This window comes from Acidovorax sp. GW823-FHT05D11 (genome assembly GCF_058795695.1).
Genome location: NZ_CM179502.1, coordinates 3,632,639 through 3,650,000, shown reverse-complemented (window position 1 = coordinate 3,650,000; position 17,362 = coordinate 3,632,639). Strand labels below are relative to the sequence as shown.

Below are 17,362 nucleotides of genomic sequence, written 5' to 3'. Positions count from 1 at the left end.
TCCATGGCCAGGATGAAGGTGCCGTAACAGGTACTGGAGGTCCGAACCGACTAGTGTTGCAAAACTAGCGGATGAGCTGTGGATAGGGGTGAAAGGCTAAACAAACTTGGAAATAGCTGGTTCTCTCCGAAAACTATTTAGGTAGTGCCTCAAGTATTACCGTCGGGGGTAGAGCACTGTTTAGGCTAGGGGGTCATGGCGACTTACCAAACCTATGCAAACTCCGAATACCGACGAGTACAGCTTGGGAGACAGAGCACCGGGTGCTAACGTCCGGACTCAAGAGGGAAACAACCCAGACCGCCAGCTAAGGTCCCTAAAATTGGCTAAGTGGGAAACGAAGTGGGAAGGCTAAAACAGTCAGGATGTTGGCTTAGAAGCAGCCATCATTTAAAGAAAGCGTAATAGCTCACTGATCGAGTCGTCCTGCGCGGAAGATGTAACGGGGCTAAGCCAGTTACCGAAGCTGCGGATTTGCAATTTATTGCAAGTGGTAGGAGAGCGTTCTGTAGGCCTGTGAAGGTGTCTGGTAACGGATGCTGGAGGTATCAGAAGTGCGAATGCTGACATGAGTAGCGTTAAAGGGGGTGAAAAGCCCCCTCGCCGTAAGCGCAAGGTTTTCTACGCAACGTTCATCGGCGTAGAGTGAGTCGGCCCCTAAGGCGAGGCAGAGATGCGTAGCTGATGGGAAACAGGTCAATATTCCTGTACCGATCAATAGTGCGATGTGGGGACGGAGAAGGTTAGCTCAGCCAACTGTTGGATATGTTGGTTCAAGCCTGTAGTCGTGCCTGGTAGGCAAATCCGCCGGGCTTAGATGAGGGGTGATAACGAGTCTGCTTGCAGACGAAGTGAGTGATACCCTGCTTCCAGGAAAAGCCACTAAGCTTCAGCTATTGACGACCGTACCGCAAACCGACACTGGTGCGCGAGATGAGTATTCTAAGGCGCTTGAGAGAACTCAGGAGAAGGAACTCGGCAAATTGATACCGTAACTTCGGGAGAAGGTATGCCCCAAGTAGGTGAACCTGTACAAGGCGAGCCCAACGGGGTTGCAAAAAATCGGTGGCTGCGACTGTTTAATAAAAACACAGCACTCTGCAAACACGAAAGTGGACGTATAGGGTGTGACGCCTGCCCGGTGCTGGAAGATTAAATGATGGGGTGCAAGCTCTTGATTGAAGTCCCAGTAAACGGCGGCCGTAACTATAACGGTCCTAAGGTAGCGAAATTCCTTGTCGGGTAAGTTCCGACCTGCACGAATGGCGTAACGATGGCCACACTGTCTCCTCCTGAGACTCAGCGAAGTTGAAATGTTTGTGATGATGCAATCTCCCCGCGGAAAGACGGAAAGACCCCATGAACCTTTACTGTAGCTTTGTATTGGACTTTGAACAGATCTGTGTAGGATAGGTGGGAGGCTTTGAAGTGAGGTCGCTAGATCTCATGGAGCCAACGTTGAAATACCACCCTGGTGTGTTTGAGGTTCTAACCTAGGTCCATTATCTGGATCGGGGACAGTGCATGGTAGGCAGTTTGACTGGGGCGGTCTCCTCCCAAAGCGTAACGGAGGAGTTCGAAGGTACGCTAGTTACGGTCGGACATCGTGACGATAGTGCAATGGCATAAGCGTGCTTAACTGCGAGACTGACAAGTCGAGCAGATGCGAAAGCAGGACATAGTGATCCGGTGGTTCTGTATGGAAGGGCCATCGCTCAACGGATAAAAGGTACTCTGGGGATAACAGGCTGATACCGCCCAAGAGTTCATATCGACGGCGGTGTTTGGCACCTCGATGTCGGCTCATCTCATCCTGGGGCTGTAGCCGGTCCCAAGGGTATGGCTGTTCGCCATTTAAAGAGGTACGTGAGCTGGGTTTAAAACGTCGTGAGACAGTTTGGTCCCTATCTTCCGTGGGCGCTGCAGATTTGAGGAAGCCTGCTCCTAGTACGAGAGGACCGGAGTGGACACACCTCTGGTGTATCGGTTGTCACGCCAGTGGCATTGCCGAGTAGCTAAGTGTGGAAGAGATAACCGCTGAAAGCATCTAAGCGGGAAACTCGTTTCAAGATGAGATCTGCCGGGGCCTTGAGCCCCCTAAAGAGTCGTTCAAGACCAGGACGTTGATAGGTCAGGTGTGGAAGCGCAGTAATGCGTTAAGCTAACTGATACTAATTGCTCGTGCGGCTTGACCCTATAACTTTGATAGCCAACACACGCAAGTGTGCAAAGCTCAAAGATTGTTATGCCAAGTTGACGCAGTCAAAAGACACAAAATCTGATTCCATACTCTATGAATTCGCCAGGCTGTTCCACGAACAGCCCAGCACCAAGTTATGCCTGATGACCATAGCAAGTTGGTACCACTCCTTCCCATCCCGAACAGGACAGTGAAACGACTTTGCGCCGATGATAGTGCGGGTTCCCGTGTGAAAGTAGGTCATCGTCAGGCTCTTACAGCCCAAACCGCCCTTCTGCTCTGCTGAGTAGAAGGGCGTTTTGCTTTGGGCCGCACGCAAGCACGTTTACATTCAACTAGCTTCTATTTCTCCGCGTTATGCAGCTGCAAGATATTCTGTATTCCCAAGGCTTTGGCACCCGCCGTGTCTGCGCGGGGTTGGTACAGCAGGGCTGGGTATCGGTGCGCGAATCGTCGTCCGACACCCAGGGTTACGAGCCGTGCACCGACGCGGCAGCCGAGCTGGAGCCGGAAGGGTTGATACTGCGCGTTCAGGGCGTCGATTGGCCCTATCACGCTAAAGCGTATGTGTTGCTGCACAAGCCCGCAGGCACCGAATGCTCTCAAAAGCCTTCGACTTACCCGAGCATCTATACCTTGCTGCCGCCCCCTTTGCGCCAGCGGCCTACGAAAAGTGCGGTTCAAGGGGTGCAGGCTGTGGGCCGGCTGGACCAGGACACCACAGGATTGCTGTTGCTGAGCGATGATGGACAGTTCATTCACCGGATGAGTTCGCCCAAGAAACATGTGGCCAAGGTGTACCAAGTCACCACGAAGCACCCCGTGGATGGCGGACAGATCGCAAAGCTGCTTGCAGGCGTGGTGCTCGACGACGATCCAAAACCGGTGAGGGCAGCGGCCTGCGAGCAAGTGGAGAGCCATCGGCTGGCCCTCACGCTGACGGAAGGAAAATACCACCAGGTCAAGCGCATGCTCGCTGCTGTTGGCAATCGCGTGGAGGGGCTGCATCGGTCGCGCATCGGTGCGATGGAGTTGCCATCTGATCTGGCCCCCGGTGCGTGGAAATGGCTCAACCACGACGAACTGGGTTTGCTTGCTCAATCCAATTGAGATGTAAGAGGAGGGGAGCGCACAGCAGCACTCTCGCGTGTATTCAGTGCTTGGCTGCTTGGAGAACATTCCAATGTGGGTGCTACTGATTGAGGGGGCTTGTAGCTGGAAGCACCTGAATCCGTGCCCTCTCGATGCCGAGCTTCTGGCCTTTCGAAGCCTGGTTTCTTGATCCAAGGCCGTTCTACATCAAGGATCTTACGTGTTCCTGTTCGGGGTATCCGCATGGGCGGCGCTACACTCGAATGCTGTGTTGAAAGTGGTTGTGTGAAGATTTTTTCGATTGCACGCGCATACCTTGCGCTGGGTGGGCTCTGGATGTCGATGGGGGGCGTGCTGGCTGGAGCGCCTCCTTTGTTCGTGCTCAATTCCCTGGAAGCCAATGTCAGCGTCATTGACCCTGCGACCTGGACCGAGACCGTCCGCATTCCCACGGGCAAGGAGCCTCACCATCTCTATCTCACCCCCGATGAGAAGTCGATCATCGTGGCCAATGCGCTGGGTGATACGCTGACGTTCCTGGATCCGCGCACGGCACAGGTCCAGCGCACCGTCCGCGGCATCGTGGACCCTTACCACTTGCGCTTTACACCGGACATGAAGTGGTTCATCACGGCGGCCAACCGGCTCAACCACGTGGACTTCTATCGCTGGGATGGCAAGGAACTGACTCTCGTCCAGCGCGTGGCCACATCCCGCACCCCAAGCCATTTGTGGATCGACAGCCGAAGTACCACGGTGTACTCCACGATGCAGGACAGCGACGAACTGGTGGCCATCGACATCGCGACGCAGACGATCAAGTGGCGCATTAAAACAGGAGCCATGCCTGCGGATGTCTACGGCAGCGCAGACGACAAGCGCGTGTTCGTGGGCCTGACTGGCAGTGACAGCGTGGAGGTGTTCGACGTTTCCGGTCGCGAACCCGTGAGCATCAAGAAAATCAAGACGGGCAATGGGGCGCACGCTTTCCGCGCGGCGGGTGACGGACGGCATCTGTATGTCAGCAACCGCGTGGCCAACTCCATCAGCAAGATCGACATGACGACCCAGCAGGTGGTCGAGTCCTACCCTGTTCCCGGGGGGCCCGACTGCATGGAGGTGTCCGCCGATGGCCGTTTCATCTATGTCAGTTCCCGCTGGGCGCGCAAGCTGTCCGTGGTGGATACTGAAACGAAGAAGGTCGTGCGGCAGGTCACGGTGGGCAAGTCTCCCCACGGCGTATGGACGCTGCAGCACGCGCCGCGCTGAACGGCGGGGCTGGCCGTAGCCGGCTTTCCCGGGGTTGGGGGCAGCTTGCCCGCGGGATCAGGGGTGCTATATTTTTTATAGCACTTGGCGCATGCATATCGGGCGCCAATGCCCAAAACGACTGTAAAACTCCTGTTTACCTCACCTTTGACACGGGCCACATGGCCGTGGCGCCCCTGGTCGCGGATGTTCTCGCGCGCCAGCAGGTGCGCGTGACGTTCTTTGCCGCCAATGAGCGGACCCAGAAAGGCGATGGCAGCCTGGGCGCCCACTGGGCTTCGTGGTGGCGCGCACGCGCGGCAGAAGGGCATGAGTTTGCCTCGCACACCTGGGACCACACGTACTGGCGCGCCGACCTTGGCACGGTAGAAAACCCTTCGTTCCGCGTGCGTCCCTCGGCAGGGCCTCGAGAGGGGCAGGATTTCGTGCTGACGGCCGCCGGGTATTGCGAAGAGATCGCCCGGGCCGCGGACCGGTTGCAGGTGCTGACGGGCAAGACTCCCCTGCCTCTGTTTCGCGCGCCGGGGGGCAAGACATCGCCACGGCTGCTCGCCAGTGCGCGCGCATGCGGCTTCACGCATGTGGGGTGGTCCCCGGCGGGGTTCCTGGGAGACGAATTGCCCAGTGAGAAGGCCAGCAACGCCGCGCTCTTGCACAAGGCCTTGCGAGAGGTGCGCAGTGGCAACATCCTGCTGGCCCACCTGGGCATCTGGTCGCGCAAGGACCCGTGGGCGCCGGCGGTGCTGGAGCCGCTGATCGTGGGCCTCAAGGAGCGGGGGTTTTGCTTTCGCACATTGCGCGAGCATCCTGACTATGCGCCTGTGAAGGGGCGCTGAGATCATGGCGGCGGGGATTGTTTGGGTTGTGCACGGCCGCCGCCTGAGCGCAGGCGGGGCCGGCGGTACGGAGGGAGCGTGACGCGATGGGGTGGCTAGGCAACGGATTTGATGCGGTTCAGCAATGGCTTTTTGAAAGCCTGTTGCAGCCAGCGATGTTCGCCATGGGACTGGGGAACCAGCTTGAAAGCGGCTACGAGGCCGCGGGCTGGATACTGGTGGGTCTTTTGCAGCTCGTGGTGATCGCCGCGGTGATTGGCCCGCTGCAGCGCTGGCGGCCTGTGGAGGCCGTGACCGACCGGGCGACGATCCGCACCGACATTCTCTACACGCTGATTCACCGGCTGGGCCTGTTCCGGCTGGGCCTGTTCCTGGCGGTGGACCCGCTGGCGGATTCGTTCTTCGGCGCCTTGCGGGTGGCGGGCATCAGCACATTCCAGCTCGATGGCCTCTGGCCCGGTATCACCGATGTACCCTGGGTCAGCCTGTTGCTGTATCTGGTGGTGTTCGATTTCGTGGACTACTGGATTCACCGGGGGCAGCACCATTTTGAATGGTGGTGGCGCCTTCATTCCCTGCACCATGCGCAGCGCCAGATGACCATGTGGAGCGACAACCGCAACCACCTGCTCGATGACCTGCTGCGCGACACGATTCTCGTGGTGGTGGCGCAACTCATCGGGGTCGCGCCGGGGCAGTTCATCGCCATCGTCGCCATCACGCAGCTCAGCGAGAGCTTTCAGCATGCCAACGTGCGTCTGTGGTTTGGCCGCTGGGGTGAGCGGCTGTGGGTGAGCCCGCGCTTTCACCGCCTGCACCACAGCATTGGGATCGGCCACGAAACCATCAAGCCGCTGCCGGGTGAGGGGGCGAGCGCGGGGCGCGCAAGGTATCGCACCGTCCTGGGCGGCCACAACTTCGGAGTGCTGCTGCCCTGGTGGGACATTCTGATGCGCACCGCCAATTTCGAGCTGCGCTTCGATCCGACGGGCGTGCGCGACCAGGTGGAAGCGGGGCCGACCGGGCAGGTACGGGACTACGGCAAGGGTTTCTGGTCGCAGCAATGGCGTGGCTTGCTGCGGCTGCTCGGCAAGGCTTGAAAGCCCCTGCGGACGGCCAAGACGGTATGCTTGCCGGCATGGGACTTCTGTTTGATTCTTTCTGGCGCGCCGCTGCCTACTGCCTGCGCCCGCGTGTGATGGCCCTGTCCGTGCTGCCGCTCGTGCTGATGGTGGCGCTGGCGCTGGGCTTGGGGTACTTCTACTGGGATGGCGCCGTGCGGGGAATGCGCGCACTGCTGGACGCCTCCGCCCTCCTGGCCAGCTTCTGGAGCTGGCTACAGGGCTGGGGGTTGGGAGATGTCACTTCGGTGGTGGCGCCACTGATGGTGATCCTGGCGGTGGCACCCGCGCTGGTGGTGGTTTCCCTGCTGGTGGTGGCGGTGCTCATGACGCCTGCACTGGTGGCGCTGGTGGCCGACCGGCGCTTTCCGGCCCTGGAGCGCAAGAAGGGCGGCTCCTTCATCGCCAGCGTGGTGTGGTCGGTCAGTTCCACGTTGCTGGCATTGATCGCCCTGGTGGTGTCTGTGCCCCTGTGGCTGGTGCCGCCGCTGGTGCTCATCCTGCCGCCCTTGATCTGGGGGTGGCTTACTTACCGGGTGATGGCTTTCGATGCCTTGGCCGACCATGCCAGCAAGGAGGAGCGGCAGGCTATTTTTCGCCGCCACCGCAGCAGCCTGCTGGGCATTGGCATCCTGACGGGCTACCTCGGCGCTGCGCCGAGCATCGTATGGGCCTCGGGGGTGGTGTTTGCAGCGGCCTTTTTCATCCTGGTGCCGTTGGCGATCTGGATCTACACCCTCGTTTTCGCATTTTCATCGCTGTGGTTCGCGCACTACTGCCTGGCCGCGTTGGCACGCCTGCGGCAAGAGGCTGCGGGGCCGGTGGCCGCTGAGGCGCCCCCGATCCTTGCGCCGGCGAAGGAGCTGGTGCGCGGACCGGACGCCAGTGCCGAGCCGCCTCCTGCTGCTGCAGCCCCGGCGGCACTCGCAGCGCCTCCGACGCCATCTCCCACCCACGGAACCCCTTCCCCATGACTCCCTCTTTCGGCCTGATCATCGTGGGCGATGAAATCCTGTCGGGCAAGCGCGCGGACAAGCACATGCCCAAAGTCATCGAACTGCTCTCGGCTCGCGGCCTGTCGCTGTCGTATGCGGACTACGTCGGGGACAGCCCGGACCGCATCACCGCGACACTGCGGCGGGCCTTTGCCTCGGGCGATGTGGTCTTCTCCTGCGGAGGCATCGGTGCGACGCCCGATGACCACACCCGCCAATGCGCGGCAAGCGCCCTGGGCCGTGAGCTGGCTCTGCATGCCGAGGCCGAGGCGTTGATCCGCGAACGCATGCAGGACGTTGCGCGGGAGCAAGGTGTGCCATACGAAGCCGAGCGGCCGGACAATGTGCACCGGCTCAACATGGGCGTCTTTCCCGCAGGCGCCCGCATCATCCCCAATCCCTACAACAAGATTCCCGGCTTCAGCTGCGAGGGCGTTGGCGGCGGTGCCGTCCATTTCGTGCCCGGATTCCCGGTCATGGCCTGGCCCATGATCGAATGGGTGCTCGACCACCACTATGCAGACCTGTTCAACCGTGCTCCCCAGGTCGAGCAGTCGGTGGTGGTCTATGGCGCCATGGAGGCAGCATTGACACCTCTCATGGAGCGCATAGAAAAATCGCACCCCGAGGTTCGGGTGTTCAGCTTACCCAGCGTGGATCATCCACAATACGGGCGGCACATCGAACTGGGCGTCAAAGGTCCTGCTCCCTTGGTCCCGGCCGCCTGGCAGGATCTCAAAACGGGATTGCACAGTTTTGGTGCGGATTGTGGCCCTGAATTGGTGCGCAATTTGTGATGCTTGGTGTTGATCGTTGTTGCGCACCTTGTTGGTGCAATCTCGCAAATGTCCTATCGGCCTGCAGTCCGTAGTGCTCCTTCATAGTGCGGCGGCTGCACCCAGCTGGCACGCAAACTGCTTTTATTTCCACAAATTCTTTTTTCAACAAGCGCTTTACCCAGGAGAACCTGATGGCCAAGACCGTTGCAGACGTGATGAAGATGGTGAAGGAGAACGAAGTCAAGTTCGTTGACTTCCGTTTTACCGATACCCGGGGCAAGGAACAGCACGTGACCGTGCCGGTGTCCCACTTCGATGAAGACAAGTTCACGTCCGGCCACGCATTCGACGGTTCGTCCGTGGCTGGCTGGAAGGGCATTGAAGCCTCGGACATGCAGCTCATGCCCGACCCCAGCACCGCCAACATCGACCCCTTCTTCGAAGAAACCACGCTGTTCCTGCAGTGCGACGTGATCGAACCCGGTGACGGCAAGGCCTACGACCGCGACCCACGCTCCATCGCCAAGCGCGCTGAAGCCTACCTGAAGGCCTCCGGCCTGGGCGACACGGCCTTCTTCGGCCCCGAGCCAGAATTCTTCATCTTCGACGGTGTGCGCTGGTCCAACGAACCCGGCAAGGTCATGTTCGAGATCGAAGAGTACGAAGCCCCCTGGAACTCGGGCGCCAAGCTCGAAGGCGGCAACCGCGGCCACCGTCCCACCGTCAAGGGCGGCTACTTCCCCGTGCCTCCTGTCGACAGCACGCAGGACATGCGCGCCGAAATGTCCTTGATCCTCGAATCCCTGGGCATCCCGGTCGAAGTGTTCCACCACGAAGTGGCGGGCGCTGGCCAGAACGAAATTGGCACGCGCTTCAGCACGCTGGTCGAGCGCGCTGACTGGACCCAGGTCCTGAAGTACGTGGTCTGGAACGTGGCCAACGCCTACGGCAAGACCGCCACCTTCATGCCCAAGCCCTACGCTGGCGACAACGGCTCCGGCATGCATGTGCACCAGTCCATCTGGAAGGACGGCAAAAACCTGTTCGCAGGCGACGGCTACGCCGGCCTGTCAGACTTCGCGCTGTACTACATCGGCGGCATCATCAAGCACGCCCGTGCCCTGAACGCCATCACCAACCCCGGCACCAACTCGTACAAGCGCCTGGTGCCTGGCTTCGAAGCCCCCGTGAAGCTGGCCTACTCGGCCCGCAACCGTTCGGCCTCGATCCGCATTCCTTACGTCGCCAACCCCAAGGGCCGCCGCATCGAAGCGCGCTTCCCCGATCCATCGGCCAACCCTTACCTGGCCTTCTCGGCCCTGATGATGGCCGGCCTGGACGGCGTGGAAAACAAGATCCATCCGGGCGAAGCCGCCACGAAGGACCTGTACCATCTGCCACCTGAAGAAGACAAGCTGGTGCCCACCGTCTGCCACAGCCTGGACCAGGCCCTGGAGTATCTCGACAAGGACCGTGGTTTCCTTACCAAGGGCGGCGTCTTTACCGACTCCATGCTCGACGCGTACATCGAGCTCAAGATGGGCGAAGTCACGCGTTTCCGCATGGCGCCTCACCCTGTCGAGTACGACATGTACTACTCGCTGTAATCGCCTCCCTGCAGGCTGTTGCTCACCAAAAAGGCGGCCTTGGCCGCCTTTTTTCATGGGGCCGGAGAGGCTGGTGAAACCAATCCCGGGGCCGTTGCATCCATGTACAAAGCCCTGCGAGGGCCTGCTGGTGTTGGATTGGCGATGCATGGTGATTGGTGGATACTCCCCTGACCCCTGCATGGCAGTGCGAGGAAACCGAATGAAGAAAACGCTCATCACCCTGTTACTCATCGCCGCGACGGCACCGGCCGCGTGGGCGCAAGACCGCATCTACCGCTGTGGCAACGAATACACCAACAACGCCGCCCAGGCCAAGGAGCGGGGATGCAAGCTGGTGGAAGGCGGCAATGTCACCGTCGTGCAGGGCACCCGGCCGGCGTCGGCGGCCCCGGCGCCCTCGGGCGGCGGCACGCCTGCGGCAACGGCGGCACCTTCGAATGCACCCCGGGCCAACAGCAACGACCAGAAAGCGCGCGATGCCGATGCGCGGGCCATTCTCGAATCCGAACTGCGCAAGGCCGAGGCCCGCCATGCCGAGCTGGTGAAGGAATACAACGGCGGCGCGCCAGAGCGCAATGCCCTCGATCTGCGCAACCCCCAGCGCTACATGGAACGCACGGCGGAGCTCAAGGCCAACGTGGCCCGCAGCGAAAGCGACATTGCCGGCATCAAGCGCGAGATCGCACGCCTGCCGCCCGCCAACTAAGTCACCTTCCTTTTTCTTGCATGGCACGCGTGTGAGCTCTTCGCCCTTTCCCGACACCCCAGCCACCGACACAGGGCGATTCCATTCGCTGGATCTGATGTCGACCCTGGTGGCCGTGCTGCGCGCCGATGGCGCCGTGCAATTTGCCAATGCGGCACTGGAAAACACGCTCGGCCTCTCGCGCCGCACCCTGGAAGGCGTGGACTTCTCCACCTTTTTCACCGATCCCGCGTTGCTGCAGACCGCGCTGGCAGGTGCCCGGGGCAAGGACTTTGCCGCCTTGCGGTATGAGGCGAGCCTCAAGCGCCTGCACCAGGACCCGGTGCCCGTGCATGTGAACGTTGCCGACGCCGAGCAGGTGGGCGAGATCCTCGTCGAGCTGTGGCCGCTGGAGCAGCAGGCGCGGCAGGACCGCGAGGAGCGCCTGCTCGACCAGGCCCAGGCCAACAAGGAGCTCATCCGCAACCTGGCCCACGAGATCAAGAACCCCCTGGGCGGCATCCGTGGTGCCGCCCAGCTGCTGGAGATGGAGCTCGAGAGCCGCGAGCTCACCGAGTACACCCAGGTCATCATCCACGAGGCCGACCGTCTGCAAAGCCTGGTGGACCGGCTGCTTGCGCCACACCGCCACCCGCACCTGGTGGGCGACGTGAACATCCACGAAGTGTGCGAGCGCGTGCGCTCGCTGGTGCTGGTGGAGTACCCGCAGGGGTTGCGCGTGCAGCGCGACTACGACACCTCGATCCCAGAATTCCGCGGCGACCGCGCCCAGCTCATCCAGGCGCTGTTGAACATTGTGCAGAACGCGGCCCAGGCGCTGACCGATCGCATCGCGGCCGGCGACGCGGTCATCACCCTGCGCACCCGTGTGGCCCGACAAGTAACGTTTGGTCGCCAGCGCTACCGGCTGGCACTGGAATTGCATGTCATCGACAACGGACCGGGCGTGCCCGACACGATCAAGGAGCGTATTTTTTACCCTCTGGTGTCGGGTCGGGATGGCGGGTCAGGGCTGGGGCTCACGTTGGCGCAAACCTTCGTGCAGCGCCATCATGGGTTGATCGAATGCGACAGCGTGCCGGGTCGCACCGACTTCCGCATCCTGATTCCCTTGCCTTGAAAGCGCACGATGGTCCCTGACACGCAACCACAGGGAAGGTAAGAAAAACATATGAAGCCGATCTGGATAGTAGATGACGACCCCTCGATCCGCTTCGTCCTGGAAAAGGCGCTGGCGCGCGAAAACCTGCCCACGCGCAGCTTCACGCACCCGCGCGAGGTGCTCGATGCGCTGGCCGACATCACCGCTGGCGACCCCGCGCGCCAAGGGCCCCAGGTCCTGGTGAGCGACATCCGCATGCCCGGCGGCTCGGGCCTGCAGTTGCTGGAAAAGGTGCGCGAACTGCAGCCTGGGCTGCCCGTCATCATCATGACGGCGTACTCCGACCTGGACAGTGCCGTATCCGCCTTCCAGCGCGGCGCCTTCGAGTACCTGCCCAAGCCTTTCGACCTGCCCAAGGCGGTGGAGCTGATCCGCCGGGCGGTGGAGGAAAGCCAGCGCGAAGAGGTGACGGAAGAGCGCCAGGCCGAGACGCCCGAGATGCTCGGGCAGGCGCCCGCGATGCAGGACGTGTTCCGCGCCATCGGCCGCCTCTCCCAGAGCCAGGTCACCGTGCTCATCACGGGCGAATCGGGTTCGGGCAAGGAGCTGGTGGCGCGCGCGCTGCACAAGCATTCGCCGGTCGCCGACGGGCCCTTCGTGGCCATCAATACCGCCGCCATCCCCAAGGATCTGCTCGAGTCCGAGCTCTTCGGCCACGAGCGCGGCGCCTTCACGGGCGCGCAGACGCAGCGGCGCGGCCGCTTCGAGCAGGCCGAGGGCGGCACCCTGTTCCTCGATGAAATCGGCGACATGCCCTTCGACCTGCAGACGCGCCTGTTGCGCGTGCTGTCGGACGGCCAGTTCTACCGCGTCGGTGGCCATGCGGCCGTGAAGGCCCACGTGCGCGTGATTGCCGCGACCCACCAGGACCTGGAAAAGCGCGTGAAGGAAGGAGGCTTCCGCGAGGACCTTTTCCACCGCCTCAACGTCATCCGCCTTCGCCTTCCTGCGCTGCGCGAGCGGCATGAGGATGTGCCCGTGCTCACGCGCCACTTCCTGCAGCAAAGCGCGCGGCAACTGGGGGTGGAGCCCAAGCGCATTGCAGATTCGGCCCTCGCGCGGCTCGAGCAGTTTGCCTTTCCGGGCAATGTGCGGCAGTTGGAGAACATCTGCCACTGGCTCACTGTGATGGCACCTGCCCAGGTCATTTCCCTGCAGGACCTGCCGCCCGAAGTGCTGGAAGCCCCCGTCCATCAACCCGTGCCGCGTGCAGGCGCCACCACCGAGCCTGCCGCGCAGCAGCTGCAGCCTTCCGCCGGTGTGCCTCCTCTCCCGCATGCGGGCCCCGTGGCCGCTGTGCCGGCTGAGCGCGTTGGTGGACTGCACCCGCCCGTGGCCCCGGCCATTGCGCCAGTCAGCGTGGCCCCCGGGGCGGCCGCCTGGCCGGTGGTTCCGGAGGTGTCCGCGGCGCCGGTTGCGGCCCCTGTCGGCCACGGCTGGGAACAGGCGCTGGAGACCGAAGCGCAGAAACTGCTCGCGGGTGGCCAGCCCGAGGTGTGGGATGCCCTGACGCGGCGATTCGAGTCACGGCTCATCCGCACCGCGCTCACCGCCACGCATGGCCGCCGCATGGAGGCCGCCCAGCGCCTGGGCATTGGCCGCAACACCATCACGCGCAAGATCCAGGAGCTGGGCCTGGATGCGCCAGATGAAGGGTGAAATTGGCCTGCAGCGCTTTATTTTTAAGCGCTGTATGCTATTAAAAATATAGCGTATTGGTGTGGCTGCGCCTCTTGCAGAAAGGCGCCGGACGGTTCGCATCGCCCCAGCCTGTGGCGAGGGCGCGGCGTGCTGGTCGGTGTCCTACACGCAAGCACTCCATGGACCGACCCGGGGCGGCGGGGGTGAATCCAACAATGAACTCACTGTTAACCAACCGGAGAGCTTCTATGTCGGATTTCAACGATGCCAACCGTGACCCCTTGACCAACGAGCCGGGCGCCCATCCCGTCGGCACCGGCGTGGGGGCCGCGATGGGTGGGGCGGCCGCTGGGGCGGCTGCGGGTGCCTTTGGCGGCCCCGTGGGGGCAGCCATTGGCGGTGTGGCGGGCGCCGTGGCCGGCGGCCTGGCTGGCAAGGCTGCCGCCGAGGCGGTCAACCCCACGGATGAAGACGCCTACTGGCGCGAACGCTACCACCGCGAGCCCTACTACGTGGGTGGCCGCACGTACGACCAATACCGCCCTGCCTACGAACTGGGCTGGTCTTCCGTAGACCGCTACGAAGGCGACTTTGAGGCCGTCGAACCCCGCCTGGCGGACGACTGGCGTGCCCGCCATTCGGACGGCCTGGCCTGGACGGATGCCCGTCCTGCCGCCCGCGCCGCGTGGGACCGCGTATCCAGCGCCCGCGTCAACAACGAGCTTCCGCTGGACGTGGCGGACAACGAAGACACGGTGGACGTTCTCAACGATCTGCTGGAATCGGCGCGCGACGGGGAGTATGGTTTCACCGCCTGTGCCGAGCGCGCCAATTCGGCGCAACTCAAGGGGGTGTTCCAGCGCCATGCGCGGGAATGCGCCGCCGCCGCCACCGAGCTGGAAAGCGAAGTCCGCCGCCTGGGTGGCGAGCCGGCCTCGGGCGGTACCGTGGCCGGGGCTTTGCACCGGGGCTGGGTGTCGGTCAAGTCGGCGCTGTCCATCAACGATGACAAGGCGGTGCTGCAAGAGTGCGAGCGCGGCGAGGACGCTGCCGTGGCGCGCTACCGCAAGGCCTTGAAGTCGGCACTGCCCGCCGATGTACGGGCCCTGGTGGAACGCCAGTCCCAGGGGGCGCAGCGCAACCATGATGAAGTGCGTGGCCTGCGCGATTCGTACTCGAACACCTGATCGGATCTGATCGGACCGCCTGCACCCCCGGGCTCCGGCCCGTGGCGCATGCAAGGGCCGCCGGCGGGGCCCATGGCGCGTCTTTTGCCCGTGCATGAACCAGCAAAGGCTGCAAGGAGAAATCCTTGCAGCCTTGTTGTGGCCTGCCCGGCGTGCGCCCTGGCCGGTGGACGTGCTGCGGGCGCGCCGGCAGCAGGGCAGCCGCCTTGCCAACACGTCACGCCATCGTGAGCACCACCGGTGCATGGTCGCTGGGCTGGGGGTTCTTGCGCGGAGCGCGGTCCACCACGCACGCCGTCACCGTCGGGCGCAGGGCCTCGCTCACCAGGATGTGGTCGATGCGCAGGCCCCGGTTCTTCTGGAAGCCGAGCATGCGGTAGTCCCACCACGAATAGGTTTTTTCAGGTTGCTCGAACATGCGGAAGGTATCGGTCAGGCCGAGCGCAACCAAATCCTGGAAGTGCTGGCGCTCTTCCACCGTGTGGTGGATCGTGTCCTTCAGGCCCACCGGGTCGAATGAGTCGCGGTCTTCCGGCGCGACGTTGAAGTCGCCCAGCAGCGCCAGCCGCGGGTGGGCCCGCAACTCCTCGCGCAGCCAACGGTGCAGCGCCGTAAGCCACAGCATCTTGTACGCAAACTTTTCCGTGCCAGGGGCCTGTCCATTGACGAAATAACAGTTGACCAGCCGCAATGCGCCGGAGGGGGTGTCCACCGTGGCGGCGATGACGCGGGCCTGTTCGTCCGTGTGGCCCGGGATGTTGCGCACCACGTCCCGCAGGGGATGCCGGCTCAGGATGGCCACGCCGTTGTAGGTCTTCTGGCCGAAGGTCACCGCTTCGTAACCGGCCTCCTTCAGCGCGTCGTGCGGGAATTTGTCGTCGGTCAGCTTGAGTTCCTGCAGGCACAGGGCATCCACCGGATTGGCCTCCAGCCAGGCCAGCACCTGGGGCAGGCGCACCGACAGGGAATTCACGTTCCAGGTGGCTATTTGCATTTTTTGAACAGTAATAGTGAATAAAAACAAGGGCTCCGCACTGACTGCCAGCAGCTGCAGCTGCAGCGGTGGCGGCCGTGGGCGAAGGCCCGCAGCGCGCATCGTACCCATCATTGCTTTCTTGTGGCATCAGCCTGTGCATTGCGTGCCCGACATGGCACCGCGGCACGAAGCGCCCCATCCCCCGGGACCACGGGTATTTGTCCGACGCTTCGCGGCCGCCGTTCCGCAGACACTGGAAATCTGTTCCCGATGGAGAACTCCATGCCGTCCATTCACCAGCAAGCGCTGGCTTGCGTTCTGGCCATGGGGGCCGCGGCTGCAGGTGCCCAGGGGGTGAACACTCCTGCTGTGGTGCCTGGCTTGCAGCCTGCGTTGACCCCTGCCTCCACGCCGGTGCAGACGCCGGCCCAGACGCCAGCTCCCCCGCCCGCGCAGACGCCGGCGGAAACACCGGCACCCGCTCCGGCCCTCACGCCCGCACAGACGCCCGATCCGTCGCGCGACCAGACGCCTGCAAAAACCCCGTCAGCCACCCCATAGCTGGGTGCAAGGGGAAAGGGAAGGGCACGTGCCCGCCGAAGAGGGACTCAATCCGCCGCGCGCACGTAGCTCACAAAACTGAAGGGCAGGCCGTTGGTGCTCACATGGTCGCTGCGGGCGGCCTCGGTCCAGGCTTTGCCTAGCACCGGCGCGTGGGCGTCGCCCTCGAAGTCCCGGGCGATCTCGGTCACCTCCAGCCGGTCTGCCGTCGGCAGGGCCTCGGCGTAAATCTGCGCGCCGCCGATCACCCACACCGTCTGGCGGGGATCGCACTGCGCCAGCGCAGCGTCCAGGCTCTCGGCGCGCCGGGCGCCTTCGGCCTGCCAGTCGTGCTGGCGCGTCACCACGATGTTGGTACGGCCCGGAAGGGGGCGAAAACGCGCCGGAAGCGAATCCCAGGTCTTGCGGCCCATCACCACGGGGCAGCCCTGCGTCAGCTGCTTGAAGTGCGCCATGTCCTCCGGCAGGTGCCAGGGCAGGGCGTTGTCCTTGCCGATCACACCGTTGGCGGCGCGGGCGTAGATGAGGTGCACTGGCATGGCGGGACGTCCTTGTTTTTCAGATGTGCAAGGCGGCGAGGGCACCCACGCCCAGGCCCACGGCGGCCACGCCGTACATGCCGTATTCCAGCCATTTTTTCTTGGTGAGCAGCGCAATGGCGGCCAGCGCGATGGCCACCTGCAGCGCCGTGGTGGCCTGGGCCCAGCGGTGGTGCTGGTGCATCTGGGCTTCGCTCTTGCGGTCGAATTCGTGGGCATCGGCCTCGAGCTTCTCGGCGGCCACCTTGATCTCGTTCTTCTCGGTTTCGTAGCGCTCCACCTTGGTCTGGTAGCCGGCCTTGCGGTCGTCGGGCGCCAGGTCGCGGGCCAGTTCGGCCAGGGATTGCTTGGTGCTCTTGGACTGGAAGTAGTTCCACTGGTTGGAGGCCTCGGTCTTCTTGATGGCCGCGTCGTTCTTGAGCAGCCCGGCGTTGGCCTGCGTGGCGCCGCCCATGTACGAGAAGATCGCGCCCACCGTGGCCACGATGGCGGTGAACATCGCGATCTTGTTCATGGACGAGCCATTGCCGTCGTTGCCGTGGCTGGCCGTGGCGTCGTCATGGTGGCCGTGGGTGGCATGCTCCACCGCGTGGTCGTGGGGGCCGTGTACGTGAAATCCGCCGGAAGACATGGATGAAAGCTCGTGGTGGTGGTTGTGGGTGGATGCGGGCTGGGCGCTGCTGCACCT

The 17,362-nt window shown here is 62.9% G+C and carries 14 protein-coding genes and 2 rRNA genes (1 of these 16 only partly in view); 13 read left to right on the top strand and 3 right to left on the bottom strand.

The genetic code is table 11. The features are described from left to right. The 13 genes from AC3RCE_RS16900 to AC3RCE_RS16840 all read left to right on the top strand — a co-directional run. A 23S ribosomal RNA gene (locus AC3RCE_RS16900) occupies positions 1-2,196 on the top strand; it begins 683 nt to the left of the window's first position. A gap of 143 nt (positions 2,197-2,339) precedes the next feature. After that, positions 2,340-2,452 (top strand): 5S ribosomal RNA (rrf, locus tag AC3RCE_RS16895). A 105-nt stretch (positions 2,453-2,557) separates the two neighbouring features. After that, positions 2,558-3,310, top strand: a complete 753-nt coding sequence (locus AC3RCE_RS16890) for a 16S rRNA pseudouridine(516) synthase (RefSeq protein WP_492253523.1) — start codon at positions 2,558-2,560, stop codon at positions 3,308-3,310. A 267-nt stretch (positions 3,311-3,577) separates the two neighbouring features. Continuing rightward, a complete protein-coding gene (locus tag AC3RCE_RS16885; protein WP_218341545.1) occupies positions 3,578-4,561 on the top strand; it encodes a YncE family protein in 984 nt (327 codons plus the stop codon). A 161-nt stretch (positions 4,562-4,722) separates the two neighbouring features. Continuing rightward, on the top strand, positions 4,723-5,397 hold the full coding sequence (locus tag AC3RCE_RS16880) for a polysaccharide deacetylase family protein (RefSeq protein WP_492253522.1): 675 nt from the start codon (positions 4,723-4,725) through the stop codon (positions 5,395-5,397). An 86-nt stretch (positions 5,398-5,483) separates the two neighbouring features. Next, positions 5,484-6,497, top strand: a complete 1,014-nt coding sequence (locus AC3RCE_RS16875; protein WP_369642846.1) for a sterol desaturase family protein — start codon at positions 5,484-5,486, stop codon at positions 6,495-6,497. A 38-nt stretch (positions 6,498-6,535) separates the two neighbouring features. After that, complete coding sequence (locus AC3RCE_RS16870) at positions 6,536-7,492, top strand: EI24 domain-containing protein (protein ID WP_492253521.1); 957 nt, start codon at positions 6,536-6,538, stop codon at positions 7,490-7,492. Beyond that, positions 7,489-8,310 carry a competence/damage-inducible protein A gene (locus tag AC3RCE_RS16865; protein WP_492253520.1) on the top strand — a complete coding sequence of 274 codons (822 nt, stop codon included), beginning with the start codon at positions 7,489-7,491 and terminating at the stop codon, positions 8,308-8,310. The genes AC3RCE_RS16870 and AC3RCE_RS16865 overlap by 4 nt, the downstream gene beginning before the upstream one ends. Before the next feature lie 173 nt (positions 8,311-8,483). Further along, on the top strand, positions 8,484-9,899 hold the full coding sequence (glnA, locus tag AC3RCE_RS16860) for a type I glutamate--ammonia ligase (RefSeq protein ID WP_218297751.1): 1,416 nt from the start codon (positions 8,484-8,486) through the stop codon (positions 9,897-9,899). A 202-nt stretch (positions 9,900-10,101) separates the two neighbouring features. Beyond that, entirely contained in the window at positions 10,102-10,608 is a 507-nt protein-coding gene (locus tag AC3RCE_RS16855; protein WP_218297750.1) for a hypothetical protein, read from the top strand. Between the two features lie 97 nt (positions 10,609-10,705). Continuing rightward, on the top strand, positions 10,706-11,728 hold the full coding sequence (gene glnL, locus AC3RCE_RS16850) for a nitrogen regulation protein NR(II) (protein ID WP_218297761.1): 1,023 nt from the start codon (positions 10,706-10,708) through the stop codon (positions 11,726-11,728). A gap of 51 nt (positions 11,729-11,779) precedes the next feature. Beyond that, complete coding sequence (ntrC, locus tag AC3RCE_RS16845) at positions 11,780-13,429, top strand: nitrogen regulation protein NR(I) (RefSeq protein ID WP_492253519.1); 1,650 nt, start codon at positions 11,780-11,782, stop codon at positions 13,427-13,429. 230 nt (positions 13,430-13,659) lie between these two features. Further along, entirely contained in the window at positions 13,660-14,598 is a 939-nt protein-coding gene (locus tag AC3RCE_RS16840) for a ferritin-like domain-containing protein (protein WP_492253518.1), read from the top strand. 217 nt (positions 14,599-14,815) lie between these two features. On the opposite strand, the gene AC3RCE_RS16835 is transcribed toward AC3RCE_RS16840, so the two are convergent. From AC3RCE_RS16835 to AC3RCE_RS16825, 3 genes are all read right to left on the bottom strand, one after another. Further along, the gene (locus AC3RCE_RS16835; RefSeq protein WP_218341552.1) at positions 14,816-15,592 is read right to left on the bottom strand and encodes an exodeoxyribonuclease III; all 777 of its coding nucleotides are present in this window, start codon (positions 15,590-15,592) and stop codon (positions 14,816-14,818) included. Between the two features lie 590 nt (positions 15,593-16,182). Then, positions 16,183-16,674, bottom strand: a complete 492-nt coding sequence (locus tag AC3RCE_RS16830) for a dihydrofolate reductase (protein WP_218297746.1) — start codon at positions 16,672-16,674, stop codon at positions 16,183-16,185. A gap of 19 nt (positions 16,675-16,693) precedes the next feature. Then, on the bottom strand, positions 16,694-17,305 hold the full coding sequence (locus AC3RCE_RS16825; protein WP_218297745.1) for a DUF4337 domain-containing protein: 612 nt from the start codon (positions 17,303-17,305) through the stop codon (positions 16,694-16,696). Positions 17,306-17,362: the final 57 nt, after the last annotated feature.